Origin of the sequence: Brevundimonas diminuta, assembly GCF_039673845.1 — a bacterium.
GTDB lineage: Bacteria > Pseudomonadota > Alphaproteobacteria > Caulobacterales > Caulobacteraceae > Brevundimonas > Brevundimonas diminuta_E.
Genome location: NZ_JBDJMK010000010.1, coordinates 144199 through 164265, shown reverse-complemented (window position 1 = coordinate 164265; position 20067 = coordinate 144199). Strand labels below are relative to the sequence as shown.

19 protein-coding genes and 1 tRNA gene are annotated in these 20067 nt (G+C 64.5%); 12 read left to right on the top strand and 8 right to left on the bottom strand.

The genetic code is table 11. The annotated features are described in order from the left end of the window. Positions 1–17: 17 nt before the first annotated feature. The 3 genes from ABE454_RS12675 to ABE454_RS12665 all read left to right on the top strand — a co-directional run bounded on the left by ABE454_RS12675 (position 18) and on the right by ABE454_RS12665 (position 1864). Positions 18–608 (top strand): hypothetical protein, encoded by a 591-nt coding sequence (locus tag ABE454_RS12675; RefSeq protein WP_346532175.1) that lies wholly within the window; start codon positions 18–20, stop codon positions 606–608. 4 nt (positions 609–612) lie between these two features. Further along, a complete protein-coding gene (locus ABE454_RS12670; RefSeq protein ID WP_346532173.1) occupies positions 613–1176 on the top strand; it encodes a hypothetical protein in 564 nt (187 codons plus the stop codon). 163 nt (positions 1177–1339) lie between these two features. After that, positions 1340–1864: a TetR/AcrR family transcriptional regulator gene (locus ABE454_RS12665; RefSeq protein WP_346532171.1), complete on the top strand. Its 525-nt coding sequence runs from the start codon at positions 1340–1342 to the stop codon at positions 1862–1864. A 177-nt stretch (positions 1865–2041) separates the two neighbouring features. Here ABE454_RS12665 and ABE454_RS12660 read toward each other — a convergent pair whose 3' ends face one another. From ABE454_RS12660 to ABE454_RS12640, 5 genes are read right to left on the bottom strand one after another with little or no spacing between them, the layout of a single operon-like run. Continuing rightward, the gene (locus ABE454_RS12660; RefSeq protein ID WP_346532170.1) at positions 2042–3580 is read right to left on the bottom strand and encodes an ABC transporter substrate-binding protein; all 1539 of its coding nucleotides are present in this window, start codon (positions 3578–3580) and stop codon (positions 2042–2044) included. Further along, positions 3577–4470, bottom strand: a complete 894-nt coding sequence (locus ABE454_RS12655; protein WP_346532168.1) for an ABC transporter ATP-binding protein — start codon at positions 4468–4470, stop codon at positions 3577–3579. Before ABE454_RS12655 ends, ABE454_RS12660 begins: the two co-directional genes overlap by 4 nt. Further along, the gene (locus ABE454_RS12650; RefSeq protein WP_346532167.1) at positions 4467–5276 is read right to left on the bottom strand and encodes an ABC transporter ATP-binding protein; all 810 of its coding nucleotides are present in this window, start codon (positions 5274–5276) and stop codon (positions 4467–4469) included. The genes ABE454_RS12655 and ABE454_RS12650 overlap by 4 nt, the downstream gene beginning before the upstream one ends. After that, positions 5273–6091, bottom strand: coding sequence for an ABC transporter permease (locus ABE454_RS12645; RefSeq protein ID WP_346532165.1), 819 nt, complete (start codon positions 6089–6091; stop codon positions 5273–5275). The genes ABE454_RS12650 and ABE454_RS12645 overlap by 4 nt, the downstream gene beginning before the upstream one ends. Further along, entirely contained in the window at positions 6088–7023 is a 936-nt protein-coding gene (locus ABE454_RS12640) for an ABC transporter permease (RefSeq protein ID WP_346532163.1), read from the bottom strand. Before ABE454_RS12640 ends, ABE454_RS12645 begins: the two co-directional genes overlap by 4 nt. Before the next feature lie 314 nt (positions 7024–7337). Between ABE454_RS12640 and ABE454_RS12635 the strand changes: the two genes are divergently transcribed. Further along, positions 7338–8510, top strand: a complete 1173-nt coding sequence (locus ABE454_RS12635) for an aminotransferase (protein ID WP_346532161.1) — start codon at positions 7338–7340, stop codon at positions 8508–8510. Between the two features lie 73 nt (positions 8511–8583). On the opposite strand, the gene ABE454_RS12630 is transcribed toward ABE454_RS12635, so the two are convergent. Then, a tRNA-Lys gene (locus ABE454_RS12630) sits at positions 8584–8659 on the bottom strand. 197 nt (positions 8660–8856) lie between these two features. Here ABE454_RS12630 and ABE454_RS12625 point away from each other — a divergent pair. After that, positions 8857–10272, top strand: coding sequence for an amino acid permease (locus ABE454_RS12625; RefSeq protein ID WP_346532160.1), 1416 nt, complete (start codon positions 8857–8859; stop codon positions 10270–10272). Continuing rightward, complete coding sequence (locus ABE454_RS12620; protein ID WP_346532158.1) at positions 10273–10626, top strand: Hpt domain-containing protein; 354 nt, start codon at positions 10273–10275, stop codon at positions 10624–10626. A gap of 88 nt (positions 10627–10714) precedes the next feature. Here ABE454_RS12620 and ABE454_RS12615 read toward each other — a convergent pair whose 3' ends face one another. After that, positions 10715–11128: a low affinity iron permease family protein gene (locus ABE454_RS12615; protein WP_346532157.1), complete on the bottom strand. Its 414-nt coding sequence runs from the start codon at positions 11126–11128 to the stop codon at positions 10715–10717. A 51-nt stretch (positions 11129–11179) separates the two neighbouring features. Continuing rightward, positions 11180–13462 (bottom strand): S9 family peptidase, encoded by a 2283-nt coding sequence (locus tag ABE454_RS12610; RefSeq protein ID WP_430826314.1) that lies wholly within the window; start codon positions 13460–13462, stop codon positions 11180–11182. Positions 13463–13784: 322 nt separating this feature from the next. On the opposite strand from ABE454_RS12610, the gene ABE454_RS12605 reads away from it, so the two are divergent. The 6 genes from ABE454_RS12605 to ABE454_RS12580 all read left to right on the top strand — a co-directional run bounded on the left by ABE454_RS12605 (position 13785) and on the right by ABE454_RS12580 (position 20058). Beyond that, entirely contained in the window at positions 13785–14600 is an 816-nt protein-coding gene (locus ABE454_RS12605) for a ferredoxin--NADP reductase (protein ID WP_346532153.1), read from the top strand. Positions 14601–14604: 4 nt separating this feature from the next. Further along, positions 14605–14937: a chorismate mutase gene (locus ABE454_RS12600; protein WP_346532228.1), complete on the top strand. Its 333-nt coding sequence runs from the start codon at positions 14605–14607 to the stop codon at positions 14935–14937. Between the two features lie 78 nt (positions 14938–15015). Continuing rightward, positions 15016–16803 (top strand): M3 family oligoendopeptidase, encoded by a 1788-nt coding sequence (locus ABE454_RS12595; RefSeq protein ID WP_346532151.1) that lies wholly within the window; start codon positions 15016–15018, stop codon positions 16801–16803. Positions 16804–17018: 215 nt separating this feature from the next. Continuing rightward, a complete protein-coding gene (locus tag ABE454_RS12590) occupies positions 17019–18368 on the top strand; it encodes a serine hydrolase domain-containing protein (RefSeq protein ID WP_346532149.1) in 1350 nt (449 codons plus the stop codon). An 84-nt stretch (positions 18369–18452) separates the two neighbouring features. Further along, complete coding sequence (locus ABE454_RS12585; protein ID WP_346532147.1) at positions 18453–18698, top strand: aa3-type cytochrome c oxidase subunit IV; 246 nt, start codon at positions 18453–18455, stop codon at positions 18696–18698. Positions 18699–18924: 226 nt separating this feature from the next. Next, the gene (locus ABE454_RS12580; protein ID WP_346532145.1) at positions 18925–20058 is read left to right on the top strand and encodes a Re/Si-specific NAD(P)(+) transhydrogenase subunit alpha; all 1134 of its coding nucleotides are present in this window, start codon (positions 18925–18927) and stop codon (positions 20056–20058) included. Positions 20059–20067: the final 9 nt, after the last annotated feature.

The window sequence follows — 20067 nt, the reverse complement described above, 5'->3', positions numbered from 1 at the left end:
ATGTTGAAGGAATAGCGATGTCGCTCAAGAGTGGATTCTCCGTTGTCGGATCGCTTGCGTTGGCGGTGGCGTTGGCGGCCTGTTCACAGGCTGACCGTGGTGCGGATAAGCAGGCTGCGCCGGCTGAGACGCAGGCTCCGGTCGCGAATGCTGACGCAGCGCCTGCCGTTGAGGTCGTACAAAACGACAAGGCGCCGCCGTTGTCGGCTTATGCTGGCAAGCATCCGACCGTGCCCGTCAACGGGGTGACCTTCTTCCAGCACCCTGATGTGCGCGCGGCGATCGAAGCGTCTGGCGTGGATCGCGATATCCAGAAGTCGATCTTCTTCGATGGCAATGTCGTGGGGGTGGTGACGCCGACGCGCGGCCGGTTGTTGCTGCACGGCTATGACCCGGCGGGGGCGGGCGTGACCAACTGGGCCATCCTGATGGTTCCGGACGGCAGCAAAGCTGCGGTTTGCTACTCCACGGGCGTCGTCAAGGATGAACAGGGCGCGGACTGGTACTTCGGCGGCGACGTAGTTTTTACTCTCTATCAGCCGTGCCCGTCCGAGGAAGGGGATATGGAATCCCTGTCCAACTGGCCGATCGGCCCGATACCGGGCTGATTTCATGACGGTCTTCAGCCTCTGTAGAGGCTGGCGCGGGATTGTGATGTCGGTGCGCTGGTCCTTGTTCGCTCTCGCGTTGGCGCCGGTTCCGGCCCTTGCTGCGGGACATGCAGCCGCCGCGCAAATCGCCGAGCCGAGTGATGATGCGGACCCTCGTGCGCTTATGCAGGCCTGGGCGGCGTCGGACCCGGACCATGCTCAGGCCCTGTATGATCTGACTAAGGCTCATGCGGGCCTGGCTGTTCGCATAGAGCGTCTGGCGCGGATCGGTGTTCTGTGCCGCCAGTTGTCCGATGATGACGCCGCCCTGATCGTCGCCAACGCGGGGGAGGATGCCGCCTTCTACCAATCTGTTCTGCCGGCAGAACAGCAGGCGAAATTCGCTGACTATTATGACGGACTGAGGCAGGGCGCTCTTGTTTCTGCTGATCCCGGCGTGCCTGGACCAGCAGAATGTGAGGCCTTCGCCAGGCCGGGCGGGACGTTGATCAAGCTGCTGACTTGGACCGGCCGCCCGCAGTTTATCAGCCCCGGCATTCTGGCCAGCCCCCGAACCCTGCCCTGAAGCCAGGCGGCTCCACAAGGATCAGGTATTGCGGCGGTGAGCGGCGCGCTGCGTCGGCTTCTGAAATCAGTGCAGCTTCTGCTATGTCGAGATCATGGGCAGACGATCAGATCATACGCGGCCGGAACTTGAACGGCTTTTTGTGACTGAAGGCCACAAACATATGGCGCAGGTCGGATTTTCACGCTTTTCAGCGCGCGAGGTCGCCAAGCGCGTCGGCTATTCCATCGGCACGCTTTATAATGTTTTCGGCACGCTGGATCAGCTGTTGATCGCCATCAATACGCGCACCTTCCAGCTTTGGGCTGATGAGGTCCGTCAAGCGCTGGATCATAGCGGTCCTGACCGTATCCGCTGCCTGGTCGAGGCCTATTTCGGTTTCGCCCGCGCCCACACGAATATCTGGCGCGCCATTTATGAGCATCACCTGCCTCCGGATGTCGCCCTGACCGATTTGCAGAACCAGAAACGCGGTGAACTGACGGCCATCATTGTCGATGAAGTGACGGCCGCCTTGCCGGATAGCGCGAGCCCTTTTGCGCCACGACTGGCGCGCTCGTTGATCGCAGTCGTTCATGGTCATTGTGTTTTTGAATTGAGTGGTAGCTTTGGGCTTATGAATATTGATGATCCTGTAGAGTTAGCTCTGGATCGTGTTCGTGAAGGTTTGCTCGTCTCGTGTAGGTGAGAATGTTCGGAATGTAAGTCTTAAGGTCGCAGCAATGCCTGCTGTTTGGTAGTCGTCGGGCATAGAATTTCTGCACGATTTGTACGGTCCAGAAGCGTAGCAGGTGAAGTCCGAGGGCTATTCATCATGGCCTTCAAGGTTCACGATACGGCAGCTCGATCTGCTGTTGCATCAGGCTTATTGCAGGATCATGTCCTCATAGACTGGGACACGGTGACGAATCTTCACATTGCCGACTCTAGGCGAATAGGCGAACAGGTCCTGGTGTTCGATCAGGAAAAGCGAAGGGGCGGCGTCATGATACAGGCGGCCCAATTCCTGATAGGCCTTGAGACGTAGGCTGTCGTCCATGATCTCGCGGGCGACTTGCAGCTTTTCGGTGATGTCAGTGTCACAGAAGAATGGGGTGGGGCGCAGACAGGAGAAATCTTCCATGGAGCGGGTGACATCGTAATATTGGAAGCTGTTCCATGACAGGGCGAGAGCTTCCCCTGCCCAGTTGTTGGTTTGATACTTCATCAGGAAATCCGGCATCGTCATGACCTTCAGCCTTGTCTTGACGCCTACGGCGCGCCAGTACTCGGCGATGGCTTGTGACATGAGATCATCGCCGGGGGCAGCGTCGGTCATGACTTCCATTGTCAGGTCGAAACCGTCCGGGTAACCGGCTTCACTCAGAAGGCGGCGGGCCTTACCGGGACTGTAAGGATAGGGCGCTATCGACGGATCATGTCCAAAAGCTCCTTTCGGGGCGGGTTGACCCGAGGGCGCAGCGCCTGGCGGCAGTAGGGATGCGATAGCGTCCTTGTCTACAGCGTAATTCAGCGCCTGACGTACACGCAGATCGCGCAGTGGCGAAGTCGGATCCCCGCCTACATTGCGGAAGGAATAGGCCTTCACCTGCATGGAGGGGGTATGAATGACTTGGAAATGGTTGCGTTCCAGCCGTTCGGTTTCTTCAAGGTCAACAAGGGAGAGGTCCACATCGCCCGATAGAAGGGCCTGAGTGCGACCTGCCGCGTTGGGCAACTCATAGAAGACGACGCCGTCGATTGTGGACGGGCGCCATGAGGCAGGATTTCTGGTCAGGGTCAGGCGCCGGGTGCGCTGGTCCCATCCGGTCATGACGAAGGCGCCGGTCCCCACTGGTTTTTGCGCATAGGCGTCAACGCCCATTTCGGCCAGGGCTTTGGGTTCGATCATCATGAAGGCGGCCAGGCGGCGTGGCAGCACAGGGTCCGGTCGTTGGGTGCGGATCTCGAGTTCATAGGGCGCGATGGCGCGAGCACTGACAATTCCACGCGCTTCTGTACCCATCAGGGTGCGTGCGCCCTGCTCCGAATGCAGAAATGCGAAAACGTCTGAGGCGGCCTGGGCGTCGAACGGGTTTCCGTTTGAGTAGCGCACGCCTTCCCTCAGTCGGAAGCGCCACACAGTAGGTTCTATGGCGGCCCATTCCATGGCCAGGCCGGGGCCGAGATTTCCATCGTCGTCTATGGCGGTCAGCCCGTCATAGATGGCAAGCCAGAGCAAAGAGCCGGGACGGCCATTGCCGCGAAATGGATTGCCCAGACTGGGGGGCAAGCTGCCGATTGCGACACGTAGCACCTGAGGTTCCGGCGTGCGGGGTGCTTTGGCGCTGTCCTGACCGCAGCCCGCGACCAGCACTAAACACAGGCTGGTGATGGCGAGGAGACGAAAAGAGTGCAGCGTCATGAGCCGGATTGTTCCTGCATGCGGGCGTTGGCGCCGATGATGTCCATCACGCCGGCCAGGGCATCGCCGGTGACCGGGCCACCGGATTCCAGCGCTGCGCTGAGACGAGGATCGGAAAGGGCTGCCGCAGGGTTCAGGGCGGCCGCCAGCAACAGCTGCGTATAGGGGGTCTGTGGGCGATACAGAACCTCGGCGACCGGGCCTTGCTCCAGCACCTGGCCGTTTTGAATGACGCAGACCTGATCCGCCATGCGTCGCACGCTGCGCATGTCGTGCGAAACGAACAGCATGGCCAGGTTCAATCGTTCCTTCAGCTCCAGAAGCAGAGTGGAAATTTTGTCCTGATTGGCGAAATCCAGCGCTGACAGCGCCTCATCGGCGATCAGCAGGCGCGGCTCCATCGACAGGGCTCGCGCGATGGCGATGCGCTGTTTCTGTCCGCCGGATAGGGCGCTGGGGCGAAGATCCAACAGGCGACGATGCAGGTGCACAAGGTCTATCAGTTCGTCGACCCGTCGCCGTCGCGCCGCGCGATCCAGCCTGCCGACAACGATCAGCGGTTCTTCCAGAATAGCGTGGATCGACTGACGCGGATTGAGGCTGGCGCCCGGGTCTTGAAATACCATCTGGATGCTGTGCAGCATGGCCCTGGAGCGTTTGCTCAAGGGGGGGAGCGCTTCCCCTTTGAACGTGATCCTCCCTTCGGAAGGAGAGACCAAGCCCGCCACAGCGCGCACCAGGGTCGACTTGCCTGAGCCGGATTCGCCGACGATGGCCATGACCTGGCCGGGCGCAAGATCGAACTCGGCGCCGCGAAGGACAAAGCGCCGATTTTGGCCGCTTCCATAGGCGACGCCCAGATTTTGAACCGACAACAGCGGCGTGTTCATGGCCGTGTCCCCAGATGTGCGGCGTCTCGCAGACTTCGTGTGAAGGGGTGCATCGGTTCATACAGAACCTGATTGGTCGGACCCTCCTCGATGATTTCACCGTCCAGCATGACAGCGATGCGGTCGCAGACGGCGCCGGCGGCGGAGATGTCATGGGTAATCATCAGCGCGGCAGCCTGTTGAGCCTGGCGTCGCAACAGGGCCAGAATTTGTAATTGCACTGTGGGGTCGAGCGCTGTGGTCGGTTCGTCAGCCAGGATCAGCGCAGGCTGATTGATCAGCGCCAGACCGATCATGGCGCGCTGGCGCTGTCCGCCGGACAGTTGGTGAGGCCAGGCGTCAATGCTGGCGTTGGGGCCGGGCAGACGCATCGCCTGCAGCGTCTCAATGGCTAGGGCGCGTGCAGCCGCCTTGTCTAGTTTGCGATGGCGTCGGGCAGACTCGATCAAGATCGAGCCTACGGTCTTTACTGGGTTGAAGGACGACAAAGGGTCCTGAAACACCATGCCGATATGTCCGCCGCGTATTGCGCGCCACTCCGCTTCGGGAAGGTTATCGATGCGGCGACCCTGCAGGTGGATCTCTCCGCTCGTGACGCGCACGCCTGGCGGCGTCAAACCGCCTACTGCGTAGCAGGTCAGGGTCTTGCCTGACCCTGATTGGCCGACCAGGCCGACGATCTCGCCTCGCTGAATGGAAAGGTTGAGCCCAGGGATCAGCACGCGGCTGTCAGCGATTGCTTCGAGCCTCAATCCGCGGATATCAAGCACTGTTTCCGGCGCCATGTTCAGATTGGCGAGGCTCATCGAGTCAGATTCCGCAGATGCTGGCCAAGCCCGTGGGCGGCGACGATGATGATGACCATGGCGAAGGCCGGGCCCAGGGTCAGCCATGGCGCCTGCAGCATAAAGGCGCGCCCCTCGCTCAACATGGCGCCCCAGGTTGCGGCGCCTAATGGTGCGCCTATGCCCAGGAAGGACAGCGCGCTTTCAGCCACGATCATTTCGGCGAAGTGAAAGACCACCAGCACTGAAAGCGTTGGAGCAAGCGCAGGCAGAACATGGCGACTGTACAGACGAACGAGGCTCATTCCCGTCATCTCGGCGGCCTGGACGTATTCGCGCTGGAACAGGCTGCTGGCCTCGGCGTAGACCACGCGAGAAAAGACCGGCCAGGTCACCAGGCCTAATGTCAGCGTCACCGCCCAGAATCCACTGTCGCCCAACAGTGCGATGACCGTCACCGCCATGACAAACGATGGGAAGGATTGCGTGAAAGTGGTCAGCAGTCTGAGGGTCGCACCCAGCCAGACGCCTTTGTGCGCCGCAGCCAGGCCGAACGTCGTGCCGATGCTGAAGGCGATCAGCGTGGCGCAGAACGCGGAGCCTATTGACCAGCGCATTCCGGTCAGCAGGCGCGCCAGTACGTCGCGACCCAATTCGTCTGTGCCGAGCAGATGGCTCGGCGAAAGCGGCGCAGCCAGGCGCATAGACAAATTGATCACGCGATAGTCGTGGCCGGACAGCCGGTCGCCGAACACCATGACGGCGATACAGACAAGGCCGACGAAGCTGGCGGCGACAAGAGCGGGCGAGGCCTTTCTGGATTGGACGCTGCTCATGACGCGGCTCTTGAATGGCTGCGGATGCGCGGGTCCAGCATGGCCTGCGTCATTTCGGTCACGGCGTTACTCAGGAAAACGCTGACAACCATGACGAAAACGACGGCCTGGACGACGGGAAAGTCCAGATTCAGGGTGGATTGAACCAAAAGCCAGCCGATGCCCGGCCATGCGAAGATGGTCTCGATGACCACAAGACCGGTCAGCATGAAGGCCAGCTCAGCACCGATCAGTGCGACGGCGCCGAGCAGCGCATTGGGCATCACGTGGCGCCACAGGACTTCGTTTTCGGACGCGCCGGTAGAACGGGCAGTGCGGACGAAATCGGCGGCCAAGGCGGCATGGGTGTTGGCTTCGACCACGCGTATCAGCTTGGGGGCCAGGAAGGAAACGACCGAGATCACCGGCAGCACCCACGTCGCCGGGCCGCCGTATCCGATCGACGGTAGCCACTCCAGCCCGGCGGCGAACAGGTTGATCAGCAGCAGAGCTATGACGAAGCCGGGAAAACCCTGCATTACCGTAAGCACGCCGCGTACAATACGGCGCGCTGCACCCGTGCGTTTCTGACCTAGCCAGGCTCCCAACGGCAGCGAGATCATCAGGTTCAGGCTCAACGCCATGGCTGCCAGAAACAGGGTGGCGGGCAGGGAGGCCAGGACTTTTTCCAGCGCAGGAATTCCATCGGACAGCGACTTGCCGAAATCGCCCTGCAGCAACCGCAGCATTGCATGGCCGTATTGGACGATCAGGTTCTTGTCGAAGCCGTATTCAACCCGAACCGCCTCGATCTGTGCGGGTGAAGCGCCTTCGCCTGCGATCGCAAGGGCGGGATCTCCGGTCAGGCGCAGCAGGAAAAACAGCACGGTCATTGAGGCGATCAGGACAAGGGCGAAGTCCCGCACCCCGCTCAGAATACGGGAAGGCGTCATTAGCTGCGCCGGCCTAAAGCCGCCTGAGCCCGGCGGGCCGGATAGGTCATGAACATGTCCTGCACGATCTCCATCGAGAAGTCGTATCTAAGTTAAGACATCATCCATGCGATCAAGTGCGGCGCCTGTCAACGTCGCTATGCGGGACGCGGATGTGCGGCTGGCGATAAAAGCTGAAACGCCGCACAGTATTTCTGAATTGGACCGCGCGGACGGGCATGAGAGGTTCGAGCGTCTCTCCCAGAGGCGTTTCCTCCCATGAAACTGCGGGCCGCACGTGCGGCCCGCGCCTTTATGATCGAGCAGGAGACACCATGAAACTTCGCCTCAATCCTCTGTTCGACGCCATGCCGACGACGGTGTTCGAGCGGATGTCCGGATTGGCGCGAGCGCACGGCGCCATCAATCTGGGGCAGGGGTTTCCGGATGGAGATGAGCCGTCAGACCTGATCGAGGCTGCGGCGCGCGCGTTGCGCGAAGCCTCCAATCAGTATGCGCCTTCGCGCGGGACGGCTGACCTGCGGTTGGCGGCGGCAGATTTTTATAATCGCTTTGATGGTCTGAGCCTGACCGAGGCGAACATCGTGGCGACGTCTGGCGCGACCGAAGCGATCGCGGCGGCGTTGCTGGCCGTCGTCATACAGGGCGATGAAGTCATCATCATCGAGCCGGCCTATGACGCCTATCGTCCGTTGATCGAGCGGGCAGGCGGCGTAGCGCGCGCCGTGTCGCTGGCGCCGCCACACTGGCGTCTGACCCGTGAGGCGCTTGAAGCCGCTATCACGCCGCGCACCCGCGCCCTTGTGTTCAACAATCCGCTCAATCCGGCGGGACGGGCGTTCAGCCGTGACGAGGTGGAGATGGTCGCCGCAGTCTGTCTCCAACACGACCTGATCGCCATCAGCGACGAGGTGTGGGAACGGCTGGTCCATGATGACGGCCGCCATGTTTCACTGGCGTCGGTTCAGGGTATGGCCGACCGTACGCTCAAGATCGGCTCGGCGGGCAAGCTGTTCGGCCTGACGGGATGGAAGGTCGGCTTTCTGGTGGGGCGCGGAGCGCTGCTGGAGGCGGCGGCGAAGGCGCATCAGTTCATCGCCTTCTCGACGGCGCCTCATCTTCAGGCTGCGGTGGCTGAAGGCCTGGCTTGGCCGATCACGCGCTTTGAAAATCAGGCTGCTGCCTTGACGCAGGCGCGCGATCATCTGGCGAAGGCCCTGTCGGACGAGGGCTTCGCTGTCCTTCCTTCAGAGGCGACTTATTTCCTGTGCGTGGACCTGAAGGCGTCGGGCATCCCTGTCGATGCCGTCGAATTCGCTGATCGGGCTGTGACGGAACACGGCGTGGCAGCGATCCCCGTTTCGGCCTTCATGTCCTCTGCTGACGGCGACGGGGTTATGCGTCTGTGCTTCGCCAAGCCTGCGGCAGTGCTGGAGGAGGCGGCGCGTAGGCTGGGCCGCGCACGCCGCGCCTGCATGACAAGGTGATGGGGCGAACTATAGCATGGAAACAGGCTCTGGCCCCCGAAGGGGAGTCGGCCAGAATGTAATGAAGAGACGATGGTGGGTGATCACAGGTTCGAACTGTGGACCCGCTGATTAAGAGTCAGCTGCTCTACCAACTGAGCTAATCACCCGTACCGTCGTCTGCGCCCTTGGTGTGGCGCCGGTCCTTTGCGTCGGCGGTGTTTGCCTCGGCGAAGGGCGCTCCTATTACTCAGGACTGGGGCGGGGCGCAAGCGTGAATTGCATCTTTTATCATCATTGCATCGCGCGCTAAGGTCGCGCCTTGATTCAGCCGCCAATACAAGTGCGGCAGGGGGAGTAAACGATTATGGCGTTCTGGAATCGTCGACGTTCGATCGACGTGATGCTGGCACCGAATTCGGGGCCGGGGCTGAAAAAAACTCTTGGGTGGCCGCACCTTATGGCGCTGGGCGTCGGCGCCATCGTCGGCACCGGCATTCTGACGCTGATCGGGGTCGGCGCGGGTCTGGCGGGTCCGGCGGTGCTGATCAGCTTCGCCCTGGCCGGTCTGGTGTGCGCCTGTGCGGCGCTGGCCTATGCCGAACTTTCGACGATCATGCCCGCATCGGGCAGCGCCTATACCTATTCCTATGCCGCGCTGGGCGAGATTTTCGCCTGGGTCGTGGGTTGGAGCCTGATCCTGGAATATTCGCTGGTCGTGTCGACGGTCGCCGTCGGCTGGTCCGGCTATGCCGTGCCCTTCCTGGCGGGACTGGGCATCGACCTGCCGTTCGCCCTGACCGTGGGGCCGCACGTCGAGGGCGGGCTGATCAACCTGCCGGCCATCTTCATCATCGCCGTGGTGACGGGCCTGCTGCTGCTGGGCACCAAGGAAAGCGCCACGCTGAACGCGGTGCTGGTGTTCGTGAAGATCGCCGCCCTGGTGGTGTTCGTGGCCATCGCCATGCCGCACTTCGATACGGCCAACTTCACGCCCTTCATGCCCAACGGCTTCGGGGCGCCCTTCGTGCAGACGGGGGTGATGGCGGCTGCGGCCATCATCTTCTTCGCCTTCTACGGCTTTGACGCCATCGCCACGGCGGCCGAAGAAACCAAGAAGCCCGAGCGCGATCTGGCCATCGGCATCGTCGGCTCGATGGTGGTCTGCACCGTGCTGTATATCGCCGTCGCCGCCGCTGCGATCGGCGCTGCGCCGGTGTCCAGCTTCGCCGACAGCCCCGAGCCGCTGGCCCATATCATGCGCGGTCTGGGCCAGGGCGTCGCCGCCCAGTGGATCGCCGCCGCCGCCGTGATCGCCCTGCCGACCGTGCTGCTGGCCTTCCTGTTCGGCCAGAGCCGCATCTTCCTGGGCATGTCGCGCGACGGCCTGCTGCCAAACCGTCTGGCCAAGATCTCCAAGCGCGGCGTTCCGGCCGTGGTGACGGTGTTCACCGCCATCGTCGTGGCCTTCCTGGCGGGCATCATGCGTCTGGACGAACTGGCCTCGCTGGCCAACGCCGGCACCCTGATGGCCTTCATGGCCGTGGGCGTCAGCCTGATCGTCCTGCGCGTGCGCGAGCCGAACCGCGAGCGCAAGTTCAAGGCGCCGCTGTGGTGGCTGGTCGGCGGCATCGCCATCGTCGGCTGCATCGTCTTCTTCTTCAGCCTGAAGAGCTCGACCCAGTTCTACTTCCTGCTGTGGAACCTGTTCGGTCTGGCCGTCTATCTGATCTGGTCGTCGCGTAACTCGCGTCTGGCCAAGGGCGAAGAGGCCGAAGGCTGAATGGCCAGACGCGACCTGTCGGGGGCGGTGGATTTCACCGTCCTCGAAGCCATGACAGCGGGCATGGATGATGTGACGGAAGAAGTGCTGGGCCTGTTCGCCGAACAGGCCCGCATGTGGTCGGCCATGCTGGATTCGTCCAGCGAGGGCTGGCGCGACGCCGTTCACACCATCCGCGGCGCCGGAGCGGGCATCGGGGCCAAGGCCCTGGCCCAGGTCTGCGAAGAGGTCGAGTTTGGAGAGCAGGCTGCTGCGCCTGCCGGACTGGAGCGGGTGCGCACGGCGCTGGATGCGGCGCTGGCCGATGTGGCGGCCTATCGCCACGAACTGGCGCTGAAAAGCCTGAAGGGCTGAAGCGGACGTCTTCTCTTCTTGCGAGAGGCGTCGAACAGATCAGGGGCCGCCGGGTGAAAGCTCGGCGGCCTTTTTCATGCGGGCCGCATCACGTCTCGACCCGTGACGCCGGGCGGCTTCGGACCGGGCGTGCGGGGTGGCCGGCGTGGATGTCGCGGCCGCGTCGTTCGACCTCCTGCAGGATGTCGGCCAGCTCCTTGTCGGTCAGGTGCTCTATGCCGATGAAGCCCGCGTCGGCCTTCTTCACCGCATAGATCAGCTCGTCCATCTTGGCGTGCATGGCCGCGGCGTCGCGGTTCTGGGTGTTCTGGATCAGGAACACCATCAGGAAGGTGACAATGGTCGTGCCGGTGTTGATCACCAGCTGCCACGTCTCATTGAAATGGAAGACCGGCCCCGTCACGGCCCAGACCAGCACCATCGCCACGCAGATGATGAAGGTCCACGGCCGCCCGGCCAGCTTGGCCGTCGTGTTGGCCAGATGATTGAACAACTTTTCCATTCCGGCGGAACGGCGGCCGCGGGGCCGGGTTCCGCCGGGTCAGAAGCCGCCTCAGTCCGCCTTCTGCGGCGCGCGCGTTCCGATGGTGCGGTCCAGGAAGTCGAGATAGGTCCGCCACTGGTGCAACTGGCGGTCATTGCCGCGAATACCGTGGCGCTGACCCGGATAGAGCATGGTTTCGAACGGAATGCTCTTTTCCTGCAGGGCGTTCAGGACCCGTGTGGTGTTTTCAAAAATGACGTTGTCGTCCGCCATGCCGTGCATCAGCAGCAGACGCCCGGTCATATTGTCGAGACGCCCCAGCACGTCAGACGCCGCATAGCCCGCCACATTGCCCTGCGGCGTCGACATATAGCGCTCGGTATAGGCGGTGTCGTACAGGCTCCATTCCGTCGGCGGAGCGCCTGCCAATGCGGCGGCCAGCCCCATCTTCGGCTCGGTCAGCGCCATCAGGCTCATGAAGCCGCCATAGGACCAGCCCATGATGGCGATCCGGTCGGCGTCGACATAGGGCAGCGAGCGCAGATAGTCGGCGCCGATGACCTGATCCTCGATCTCGGGCTGGCCCATCTTCAGATAGAGGGCCTGTTTGAAGGCGGCCGAACGGTCGCCCTCGCCCCGGTTGTCCAGACGGAAGACGATATAGCCCGCCTCGGTCAGCAACTGGTTCGTCGCCGGTTGCCAGCCGTTCTTCACCCCGCCCGCCGACGGGCCGCCATAGACCTGCATGACCACCGGATAGCGTTTGGACGGGTCAAAGCCCGGCGGCGTGGTCATCTGCCACATCAGCGTCTCGCCGTGGCTCTGCAGCGTGCCGAAGCTCGGCTTCTGCTGGCGCTCCGCATAGGGCCAGAAGGGGTGGCCGGGCTGGAGCTTGTTCTCCTCGATCCAGCGCACGCGCTGGCCGTTGATCGAATAGAGCGCCGACTGCGAAGGGGTGTTTACGTCGGTATAGTTGCCGACATAGGCCGTGCCGGTGCCATTGACCGTGGCGCTCCACCAGCCGCCGCGCGGCGTGACCTCGGTCGGCGCCAGGGTGCGCTTATAGCTGGCGCGGAACAGCTGCTGCTCGATCGGATATTCCCTGCCGTCGCGCATGGAGGCGGTGAAGAAGACCTCGCCCGTGTCCTGATTGACGCCGTCCAGCGACTTCACCGGATAGTCGCCGCGCGTGACGGCCCGCAGCTGACGCCCGTCCTTGTTGTAGAGATACAGGTGACGCCACCCGCTCTCTTCGCTGGACCAGATGAAGTTCCCGTCCTTCAGCGCCTTGAAGTCATGGGTGACGTTGACCCAGGCGTTCGAGGTCTGGCTGGCGATCACCCGGCTGGCGCCCGTGGCCGGATCGACGCTGAGCAGATCCAGCCGCTTCTGGTCGCGCGACAGGCGCTGAACATAGGCGACAGAACCGTCCGCCGCCCAGTTCACTCGGCCCAGATAGATGTCCGTGTCGGCGCCCAGATCGACCTTGACCCGCTGACCCGCCTGCACGTCCTGAACATACAGCTCGACCACGGCGTTGGGCCGTCCGGCGCGGGGGTAGCGCTGCTGGGCCACCGAGGCGCCGCCGCCGGTGATGTCGAGGCGCGGGATGACGTCGACCGGGCTTTCGTCCGTGCGCTGCAGGGCGATGTAGCGCTCGTTCGGGCTCCACCAATAGCCGGTGTCGCGGTCCAGCTCTTCCTGAGCGATGAACTCGGCGGCGCCCCAGGTGATCAGGTCCTTGCCGTCGGTGGTGATCGCCTGTTCGGCGCCCGTCTCCAGATTGACCACGAACAGGTTCTGGTCGCGCACGAAGCTGACGAACGATCCCTTGGGCGAGACCTTGGCGTCGATCTCATCGGCCGCCGTCTCGGTCAGACGCCGCACGCTGCCGTCGGCGCGGTTGGCCAGGAAGATATCGCCTTCCAGCGGAGCCAGGATGTAGCGGCCCTGCTCGTCCCACGAATATTCGACCACGCCGCGCTGCGAAATCCGCATGCGCTCGCGCCGCGCCTTCTCGGCCTCGGACAGTTCGCCCGCGTCGGGAACCAGGGCGCGGGCGTCGATCAGCTTGAACGGCTCGCCCCCCTTCACCGGCGCGGCCCACAGGTCCAGCACGTCCACATCATCCTCGCGCGAGCGCAGGAAGGCGACCAGTTCGCCATCGGGCGACAGGCTGACGCCCTTGGCCACCGGCCCGGCCAGCGACGGATTGGCGAACACCCGCTCGACGGTCAGGATCGAGGACGCAGGCGCCGTGGCGGCGGGCGGCGTTGCGGGTTGAGGCGAGGACTGTGCGAACACCGGGGTCGCAGCCATCAGGATCGTCGAGGCGAGAAGAAGAGTGCGCATGATGGTGAAGCTAGAGACGGAATCCTCCGTCGTCATCCCTCTTTCATCCCTCTCCCGATGGGAGAGGGCTTGAGCCTCCAAGAGCGAAGCGATTGGCTAAGGCGAAAGGGTGAGGGTTCAACCCGTCAGTCGGCGTCTAGCCGTGTCGCGGCGGCTTACGCCGACGGATGCCGGGAACCCTCATCCGGCCCTATCGGGCCACCTTCTCCCATCGGGAGAAGGGTAAGGAATCACGGCCGCGGCTGCCTGAAATTGAGTTCAATACGCCGCTGCGACCCTCGCGAGACTTTCGCAACCGCCCCTGACGGCCTAGGTAGTCGCCATGTCTGACGCCTCCCCCTCAGCCCCGCCCGTCAAGGCCAGTCCTTTCCACGAACTCGAAGTCCTGTGGGTCCGCCACTGGAACGACCAGTTGTTCAGCTTTGGCGTAAAGCGGCCCGAGGATTTCCGCTTCCGCTCGGGCGAGTTCGTCATGATCGGCCTGCCGGGCGAAGACGGCGGAAAGCCCGTGCTGCGCGCCTATTCCATCGCCAGCCCCTTCTGGGCCGAGGAGTTGGAGTTCTTCTCCATCAAGGTCGAGGACGGCCCCCTGACCTCGCGCCTGCAGAAGATCGTCGCGGGCGACAGCGTGCTGATGGGCAAGAAGCCGACCGGGACGCTGGTGCTGGACGCCCTGACCGGGGGCGAGCGTCTGTGGCTGATCGGCACCGGCACCGGACTGGCGCCGTGGCTGTCGGTCGCGCGCGACCCTGAAACCTATTCGCGCTTCAAGCAGGTCATCGTTTGCCACACGGTGCGCAACATCTCGGATCTGGCCTATCGCGACTTCTTCAGCCACGAGATTCACGACGACCCGCTGATCGGCGACGAGGCCAGGGCCCAGTTGACCTATTATCCAACCGTGACCCGCGAACGGTTCGAGACGCCGGGTCGCATCACCGACCGCATCAAGTCGGGCGACGTCTTCGCCGACCTGCAACTGCCCATCGGCTTCTCGCCCAACAGCGACCGCGTCATGCTGTGCGGCTCGATGGCCATGATCAAGGAGACCGGCGAACTGCTGGAATCCTACGGCCTGAAAGAAGGCTCGAACGCCGAACCCGGCGACTATGTTCTGGAGCGCGCCTTTGTCGGCTGACCTGATGACCGCCCCCCGCACCGTCGCCATCGACGAACGCAAGGCCCCCCAAGACTGCGCCAGCATGGCCGATGTGCGTCAGGGCGTGGATGCGCTGGATCGCGCGCTGGTGACGCTGCTGGCCGAGCGTCAGCGCTATATGGACGCCGCCGCCCGCATCAAGCCGAACCGCGACGCCGTCTTCGATCAGGCCCGCATCGACGATGTGGTGGCCAAGGTGCTGAAGGCGGCCGAACCCGCCGGCCTGTCGCCCGATATCGCCGAGCCGGTCTGGCGCCTGCTGATCGACCGCTGCATCGCCCACGAGTTCGGAACCTGGGACCAGACGCGGGTCTGAGTTCTCTTCTGCCCGTGAGAGGAGAAGAAGGAAGGGTGCGGCTTGCATCGCGTCCACCGGCTCCCCACAACCAAGGGCATGAACGCCCCAGTGAAACCGACCGACTTCGCCGACGCCCCAGTGTGGGATCTGTCCGACCTTTATACTTCGCGTGAAGACCCGCGCATCGCCGCCGATCTGGAGCGCGCGGGGGCGTTGGTGGAGCGGATGAACGGCTGGCAGGGGCGGCTGGCCGCGCTTTCGGGCGCTGAACTGGGTCGGGCGCTGGACGAGGCGATCGGGCTTTACGAACAGGCGGCGGACGTGATGGGAGGGCTGGGCGCCTATGCCTTTCTGGCCGCCTCGACCAACCGCGAGGATGCGGCGGCGCAGGGCTTCGAGGCTGATATCCGCGAGAAGCTGACCGTCATCGCCACCCCGACCGTCTGGCTGACGCTGGAGATCAATGCTCTGGACGAGGCGGCGGTGGAGGCGGCGCTGGCGGCCCATGCGTCCGCCGCGCGCTGGGCGCCGTGGCTGCGCCGGGTGCGGGCGATGAAGCCGCATGAACTGTCGGCTGAGCTTGAGACCTTCATCGCCGAGCGCGGGCCGATTCAGGCCCAGTGGCCGCGTCTGTTCGACGAGACGCTGGCGGTGCTGCGCGCGCCGGTCGGGGATGAGGAGCTGACCCTGGCCGAAGGGCTGAACCGTCTCAGCGACGCGGACGGCGCCAAGCGTCAGGCGGCGGGCGAGGGCCTGTCGACGGCCTTTTCCGGCATTGCCCGGACCATGGCCATGGTGCTGAACACCGTCGCCGCCGAAAAGGCGCTGGAGGACAAAAAGCGCGGCTTCAAACGCCCCGCCGACAGCCGCCATCTGGGCAATGAGGTCGACGGCGAGAGCGTGGACGCCATGGCCGAGGCGGTGGCCGAAGCCTATCCGCGTCTGGCGCATCGCTATTATGCGCTGAAGGCCCAGGCGATGGGTAAGGACAAGCTGGCCCACTGGGACCGCAACGCGCCGATCGAGGCGGCGGCGTCGCGCGCCTATGACTGGGCGGGCGGGCGTGAGGTGGTGCTGTCCAGCTTCGCCGATCTGGGCGGAGACTTCGCCGACCGGGCGGGCTGGTTCTTCGACCGGCCGTGGATCGATGCGCGGGCGCGGGCAGGCAAGCAGTCGGGCGCCTACGCCCACCCGGTGACGGCGGATCGGCACCCCTATGTCTTCCTGAACTGGATGGGCGAGCGGCGCGATGTGCTGACGCTGGCCCACGAACTGGGCCACGGGGTGCACCAGACGCTGGCGGCGGCGCAGGGGTCGCTGCTGGCCGATACGCCGCTGACGCTGGCCGAGACGGCGTCGATCTTCGCCGAGGGGCTGACCTTCGACCGCCTGCTGGCCGAGGCGACGCCGGACGAACAGCGCGCCCTGCTGGCGGGCCGGATCGAGGACGGGCTGAACACGGTGGTGCGCCAGATCGCCTTCCACCGCTTCGAGACGCGCTTCCACGACGAGCGGGCGGCGGGCGAGGTTCCGGTCGAGCGCATCCGCGACATCTGGATGGAGGAACTGGGCGCCAGCCTCGGCCCGTCCGTCGACCTGACCGGCTATGAAGACTGGTGGGCCTATGTCAGCCACTTCGTTCACGCGCCTTTCTATGTCTACGCCTATGCGTTCGGCGACCTGCTGGTCGCGGCGCTGATGGAGACGCGGGCCAAGGATCCGGCGGGCTTTACGCCCCTGTATCGCGAGCTGCTGTCCGGCGGCGGGGCGCGGACCTATGTCGAGGCGCTGAAGCCGTTCGGCCTGAACCCGCGCGACCCGGCCTTCTGGACCATCGGGACCAAGCGGCTGGAAGGCCTGATCGACCGGTTCGAAGCGCTCTGACGTCCTTCTCCCCTTGTGGGAGAAGGTGGCCCGTCAGGGCCGGATGACGGGTGTGTACGCGACACAGGCCATGTGGCGAGCGACGCCTCGAATTCTCGCCGCCGCGCCGACACCCCTCATCCGTCAGGCTGCGCCTGCCACCTTCTCCCACAAGGGGAGAAGGAGTGAGTTTTGAGGCGTTGACAGGGGCGCGTGCGGCGTTGAAGCGTGGCGGCATGAAAATCGCGTCCCGTGTTCTTGTTCTCGCCGCCGTTCTCGCCCTGCCGACGACGGTTTCCGCCCAGACTGAGGCTTCGGCCAATCACCGCGCCCTTGCGGCGGGGTATAAGGCGCTGACGGTGTGCAGCGCCGTCCATTCGGCCCGCGCGGCGGGCGCTGAACGGTCGGTCGCCAGCGTCGAGGCGAACGAACTGGTCGGCATCTATCCCGAGCTGCAATCGCTGATCGGCGACATGAAGGCCGAGATGACGGGGAACGTCGTCACCGTCGCGTGGGACGCCGCCGCCCCGGCCCGCGCCGCCACATGGACCGACGGGCGCGGCTGCGTCATCGAACCGATGGGCTATGCGCCGGGCGGTTCGCTGCAACGAGCGCCGCTGGCGCGCCGGGCCTCGGCGCCCGACATGCCGACCGCGCGGCCCAAGGGGAACGCCCGCGCGCTGGACGCCGCCGTCGGCCGCGCCTTCGATCAGGGATTCGGCGCGGGAACCAACACCACCGGCGTCGTGGTGATGCAGGGCGGAAAGCGGGTGGCGGAACGCTATGCGCCTGACTTTGGCCCGAACACGCCCCAGCGCACATGGTCGGTGGCCAAGAGCCTGGCCGGAACCGTCATCGGCGCGGCGGTCCAGCGCGGCGAACTGGATGTGATGGCGCCCGCCGCCATCGCCAACTGGCGCACGCCGGGCGACCCGCGCGGGGCCATCACCGTCGACGCCCTGATGCGGATGTCGTCGGGCTTGACCAGCGACACGGCGGGCAACCGCACCGACAACCTCTATTTCGGCGGCACGGCCGTCGATGAGCAGGCGCCGGGCTGGCCGCTGCTGGCGCCGGTGGGGACGGTCTATCGCTACGCCAACAACGACACCCTGCTGGCGACCATGGCGGCAGCGCCGGGCTTTGCGGCCCATCCGCCCGCCGAACTGTTCGATGCGCTGGGCATGACACACACCTGGGCTGAGACGGACTGGCGCGGCAACTACATCCTGTCGAGCCAGGTCTGGACCACGGCGCGCGATCTGGCGCGCTTTGGCCAGTTGTATCTGCAGGACGGGGTGTGGGAAGGGCGGCGCATCCTGCCTGAAGGCTGGCGCGATTACGTCACGGCGCCGACCGGGCCGCAGCCGCCGACGGGCGACTTCGGCTATGGCGCGACCTTCTGGCTGATGAACCGCTCGGACGGGGTGCCGTCTGATACCTTCGCCGCCTTCGGCAACCGGGGGCAGTATGTGGTGATCGTACCCAGCCGAAACATCGTCATCGTGCGGCGCGGCGAAGACCCGGCGGGCAAGCCGTTCGACGTCGCCGCCTTCGCAAAAGCCGTTCTGGCGACGCTGGATTGACGGGTGAAGCGGCGCCGGGCTTGAGCCGCGCGCCCGCCTCGCTATAAGGACGGACGAAATCCCGACTCTTTTTTGGAAGACCTGATGGCCGACCAGCACGAAGCGCACGCCGCCCCCCACGTTCACGGGGAGATGATCATCACCGAACAGGCCTGGACCTGGGCCCTGTTCATGGGCCTGACCAAGTGGGTCTCGCTGGCGATGGCGGTGCTGATCCTGTTCCTGACGGTGTGGTTCGCCGTCGGCGCGGGCTTCATCCCGGCCTTCATCAGCGGCGCCGTTCTGGGCGTCGCGGGCTTCTTCATGCTGAAGAGCAAGAAGGCGCACTGAGCCGGACGAATCCTTTACAGGATTTCGCTTTAAAGGCCCGTCGGAGCATCCGGCGGGCCTTTTGCTTGCGTGCAATCGGGGCGGCAGGGGCGAAAAATGCCTGTCCTCGCGCCAAACCAGCGTGATGAGGCAAGAAAATCGCGGCCAAAGCGCATAAGCGGCTTTGACGGCCGTTCAGGCTTTGGCCTAACGTCGGTCGCACCCTGACGAAGAGGGAGGGATTCGCTTGGCCGTCGCCATCGCCGTGACCCGCGAACGCCGTGAAGGCGAAACGCGCTGCGCTGTAACGCCTGAAACGGTGAAGAAGCTTATTGCGCTCGGCGCGACGGTGACGGTCGAGGCCGGAACCGGGCTGGGCTCGTCCATCCCTGACGCCGACTACGCCGAGGCCGGGGCGGCGGTGAAGCCGGATCTGTCGGCGGCGCTGGCCGGGGCCGACATCCTGTTGAAGGTGCGCGGGCCGACGGCGTCGGAAATCAGCACCCTGAAGCCCGGCGCGGTTGTCATCAGCCTGCTGGACGCCTGGCGCGACAAGGCCACGGTAGAGGCGTTGAGGGGCGCAGGCGCCACCGCCTTCGCCATGGAGTTCGTGCCGCGCATCACACGGGCGCAGGTGATGGACGTGCTTTCGTCACAGGCCAATCTGGCCGGATACCGCGCGGTGATTGAGGCGGCCTATGCCTATGGCAAGGGCTTCCCCATGATGATGACGGCCGCCGGGACGGTGGCCGCCGCCAAGACCTTCGTCATGGGGGCGGGGGTCGCGGGACTGCAGGCCATCGCCACGGCGCGGCGTCTGGGCGCGGTCGTCACCGCCACCGACGTGCGCCCCGCCGCCAAGGAACAGGTCGAGAGCCTCGGCGCCAAATTCGTCGCCGTCGAGGATGAAGAGTTCAAGGCCGCCGAGACAGCGGGCGGCTACGCCAAGGCCATGTCGGCCGAGTATCAGGCCAAGCAGGCCGAACTGACCGCCGCCCACATCATCAAGCAGGATGTGGTGATCACCACGGCCCTGATCCCCGGCCGCCCGGCGCCGAAGTTGGTGACGGCGGCGCATGTCGCCTCGATGAAGCCGGGCTCGGTCATCATCGATCTGGCGGTGGAGGCGGGCGGCAACGTCGAAGGCTCCAAGCCGAACGAGGTCGTGACCACGGCCAATGGGGTGAAGATCGTCGGCTGGACCAATATGCCCGGCCGCATCGCGGCGGACGCCAGCGCCCTTTACGCCCGCAATCTGGTCGCCTTCCTCGGCCTGATGGTGAAGGACGGCGCCGTGTCGGTCGACTTGGACGAGGAAATCCTCAAGGCCGCCGTCGTGACGCATGGCGGGGCCGTGGTGCATGAGGGGGTGAGGGGATGAGCGCCCTTA

Excerpts from the sequence above, each read along its gene's own strand:
- ABE454_RS12610 (WP_430826314.1), bottom strand. The coding sequence starts at position 13,462 with ATGCGCACTCTTCTTCTCGCCTCGACGATCCTGATGGCTGCGACCCCG.
- ABE454_RS12600 (WP_346532228.1), top strand. The coding sequence starts at position 14,605 with ATGACCGCCCCCCGCACCGTCGCCATCGACGAACGCAAGGCCCCCCAA.
- ABE454_RS12650 (WP_346532167.1), bottom strand. The coding sequence starts at position 5,276 with ATGAGCCTCGCCAATCTGAACATGGCGCCGGAAACAGTGCTTGATATC.
- ABE454_RS12590 (WP_346532149.1), top strand. The coding sequence starts at position 17,019 with ATGAAAATCGCGTCCCGTGTTCTTGTTCTCGCCGCCGTTCTCGCCCTG.
- ABE454_RS12655 (WP_346532168.1), bottom strand. The coding sequence starts at position 4,470 with ATGAACACGCCGCTGTTGTCGGTTCAAAATCTGGGCGTCGCCTATGGA.
- ABE454_RS12585 (WP_346532147.1), top strand. The coding sequence starts at position 18,453 with ATGGCCGACCAGCACGAAGCGCACGCCGCCCCCCACGTTCACGGGGAG.
- ABE454_RS12660 (WP_346532170.1), bottom strand. The coding sequence starts at position 3,580 with ATGACGCTGCACTCTTTTCGTCTCCTCGCCATCACCAGCCTGTGTTTA.
- ABE454_RS12605 (WP_346532153.1), top strand. The coding sequence starts at position 13,785 with ATGTCTGACGCCTCCCCCTCAGCCCCGCCCGTCAAGGCCAGTCCTTTC.
- ABE454_RS12595 (WP_346532151.1), top strand. The coding sequence starts at position 15,016 with ATGAACGCCCCAGTGAAACCGACCGACTTCGCCGACGCCCCAGTGTGG.
- ABE454_RS12635 (WP_346532161.1), top strand. The coding sequence starts at position 7,338 with ATGAAACTTCGCCTCAATCCTCTGTTCGACGCCATGCCGACGACGGTG.
- ABE454_RS12675 (WP_346532175.1), top strand. The coding sequence starts at position 18 with ATGTCGCTCAAGAGTGGATTCTCCGTTGTCGGATCGCTTGCGTTGGCG.
- ABE454_RS12645 (WP_346532165.1), bottom strand. The coding sequence starts at position 6,091 with ATGAGCAGCGTCCAATCCAGAAAGGCCTCGCCCGCTCTTGTCGCCGCC.
- ABE454_RS12620 (WP_346532158.1), top strand. The coding sequence starts at position 10,273 with ATGGCCAGACGCGACCTGTCGGGGGCGGTGGATTTCACCGTCCTCGAA.
- ABE454_RS12670 (WP_346532173.1), top strand. The coding sequence starts at position 613 with ATGACGGTCTTCAGCCTCTGTAGAGGCTGGCGCGGGATTGTGATGTCG.
- ABE454_RS12640 (WP_346532163.1), bottom strand. The coding sequence starts at position 7,023 with ATGACGCCTTCCCGTATTCTGAGCGGGGTGCGGGACTTCGCCCTTGTC.
- ABE454_RS12665 (WP_346532171.1), top strand. The coding sequence starts at position 1,340 with ATGGCGCAGGTCGGATTTTCACGCTTTTCAGCGCGCGAGGTCGCCAAG.
- ABE454_RS12615 (WP_346532157.1), bottom strand. The coding sequence starts at position 11,128 with ATGGAAAAGTTGTTCAATCATCTGGCCAACACGACGGCCAAGCTGGCC.
- ABE454_RS12625 (WP_346532160.1), top strand. The coding sequence starts at position 8,857 with ATGGCGTTCTGGAATCGTCGACGTTCGATCGACGTGATGCTGGCACCG.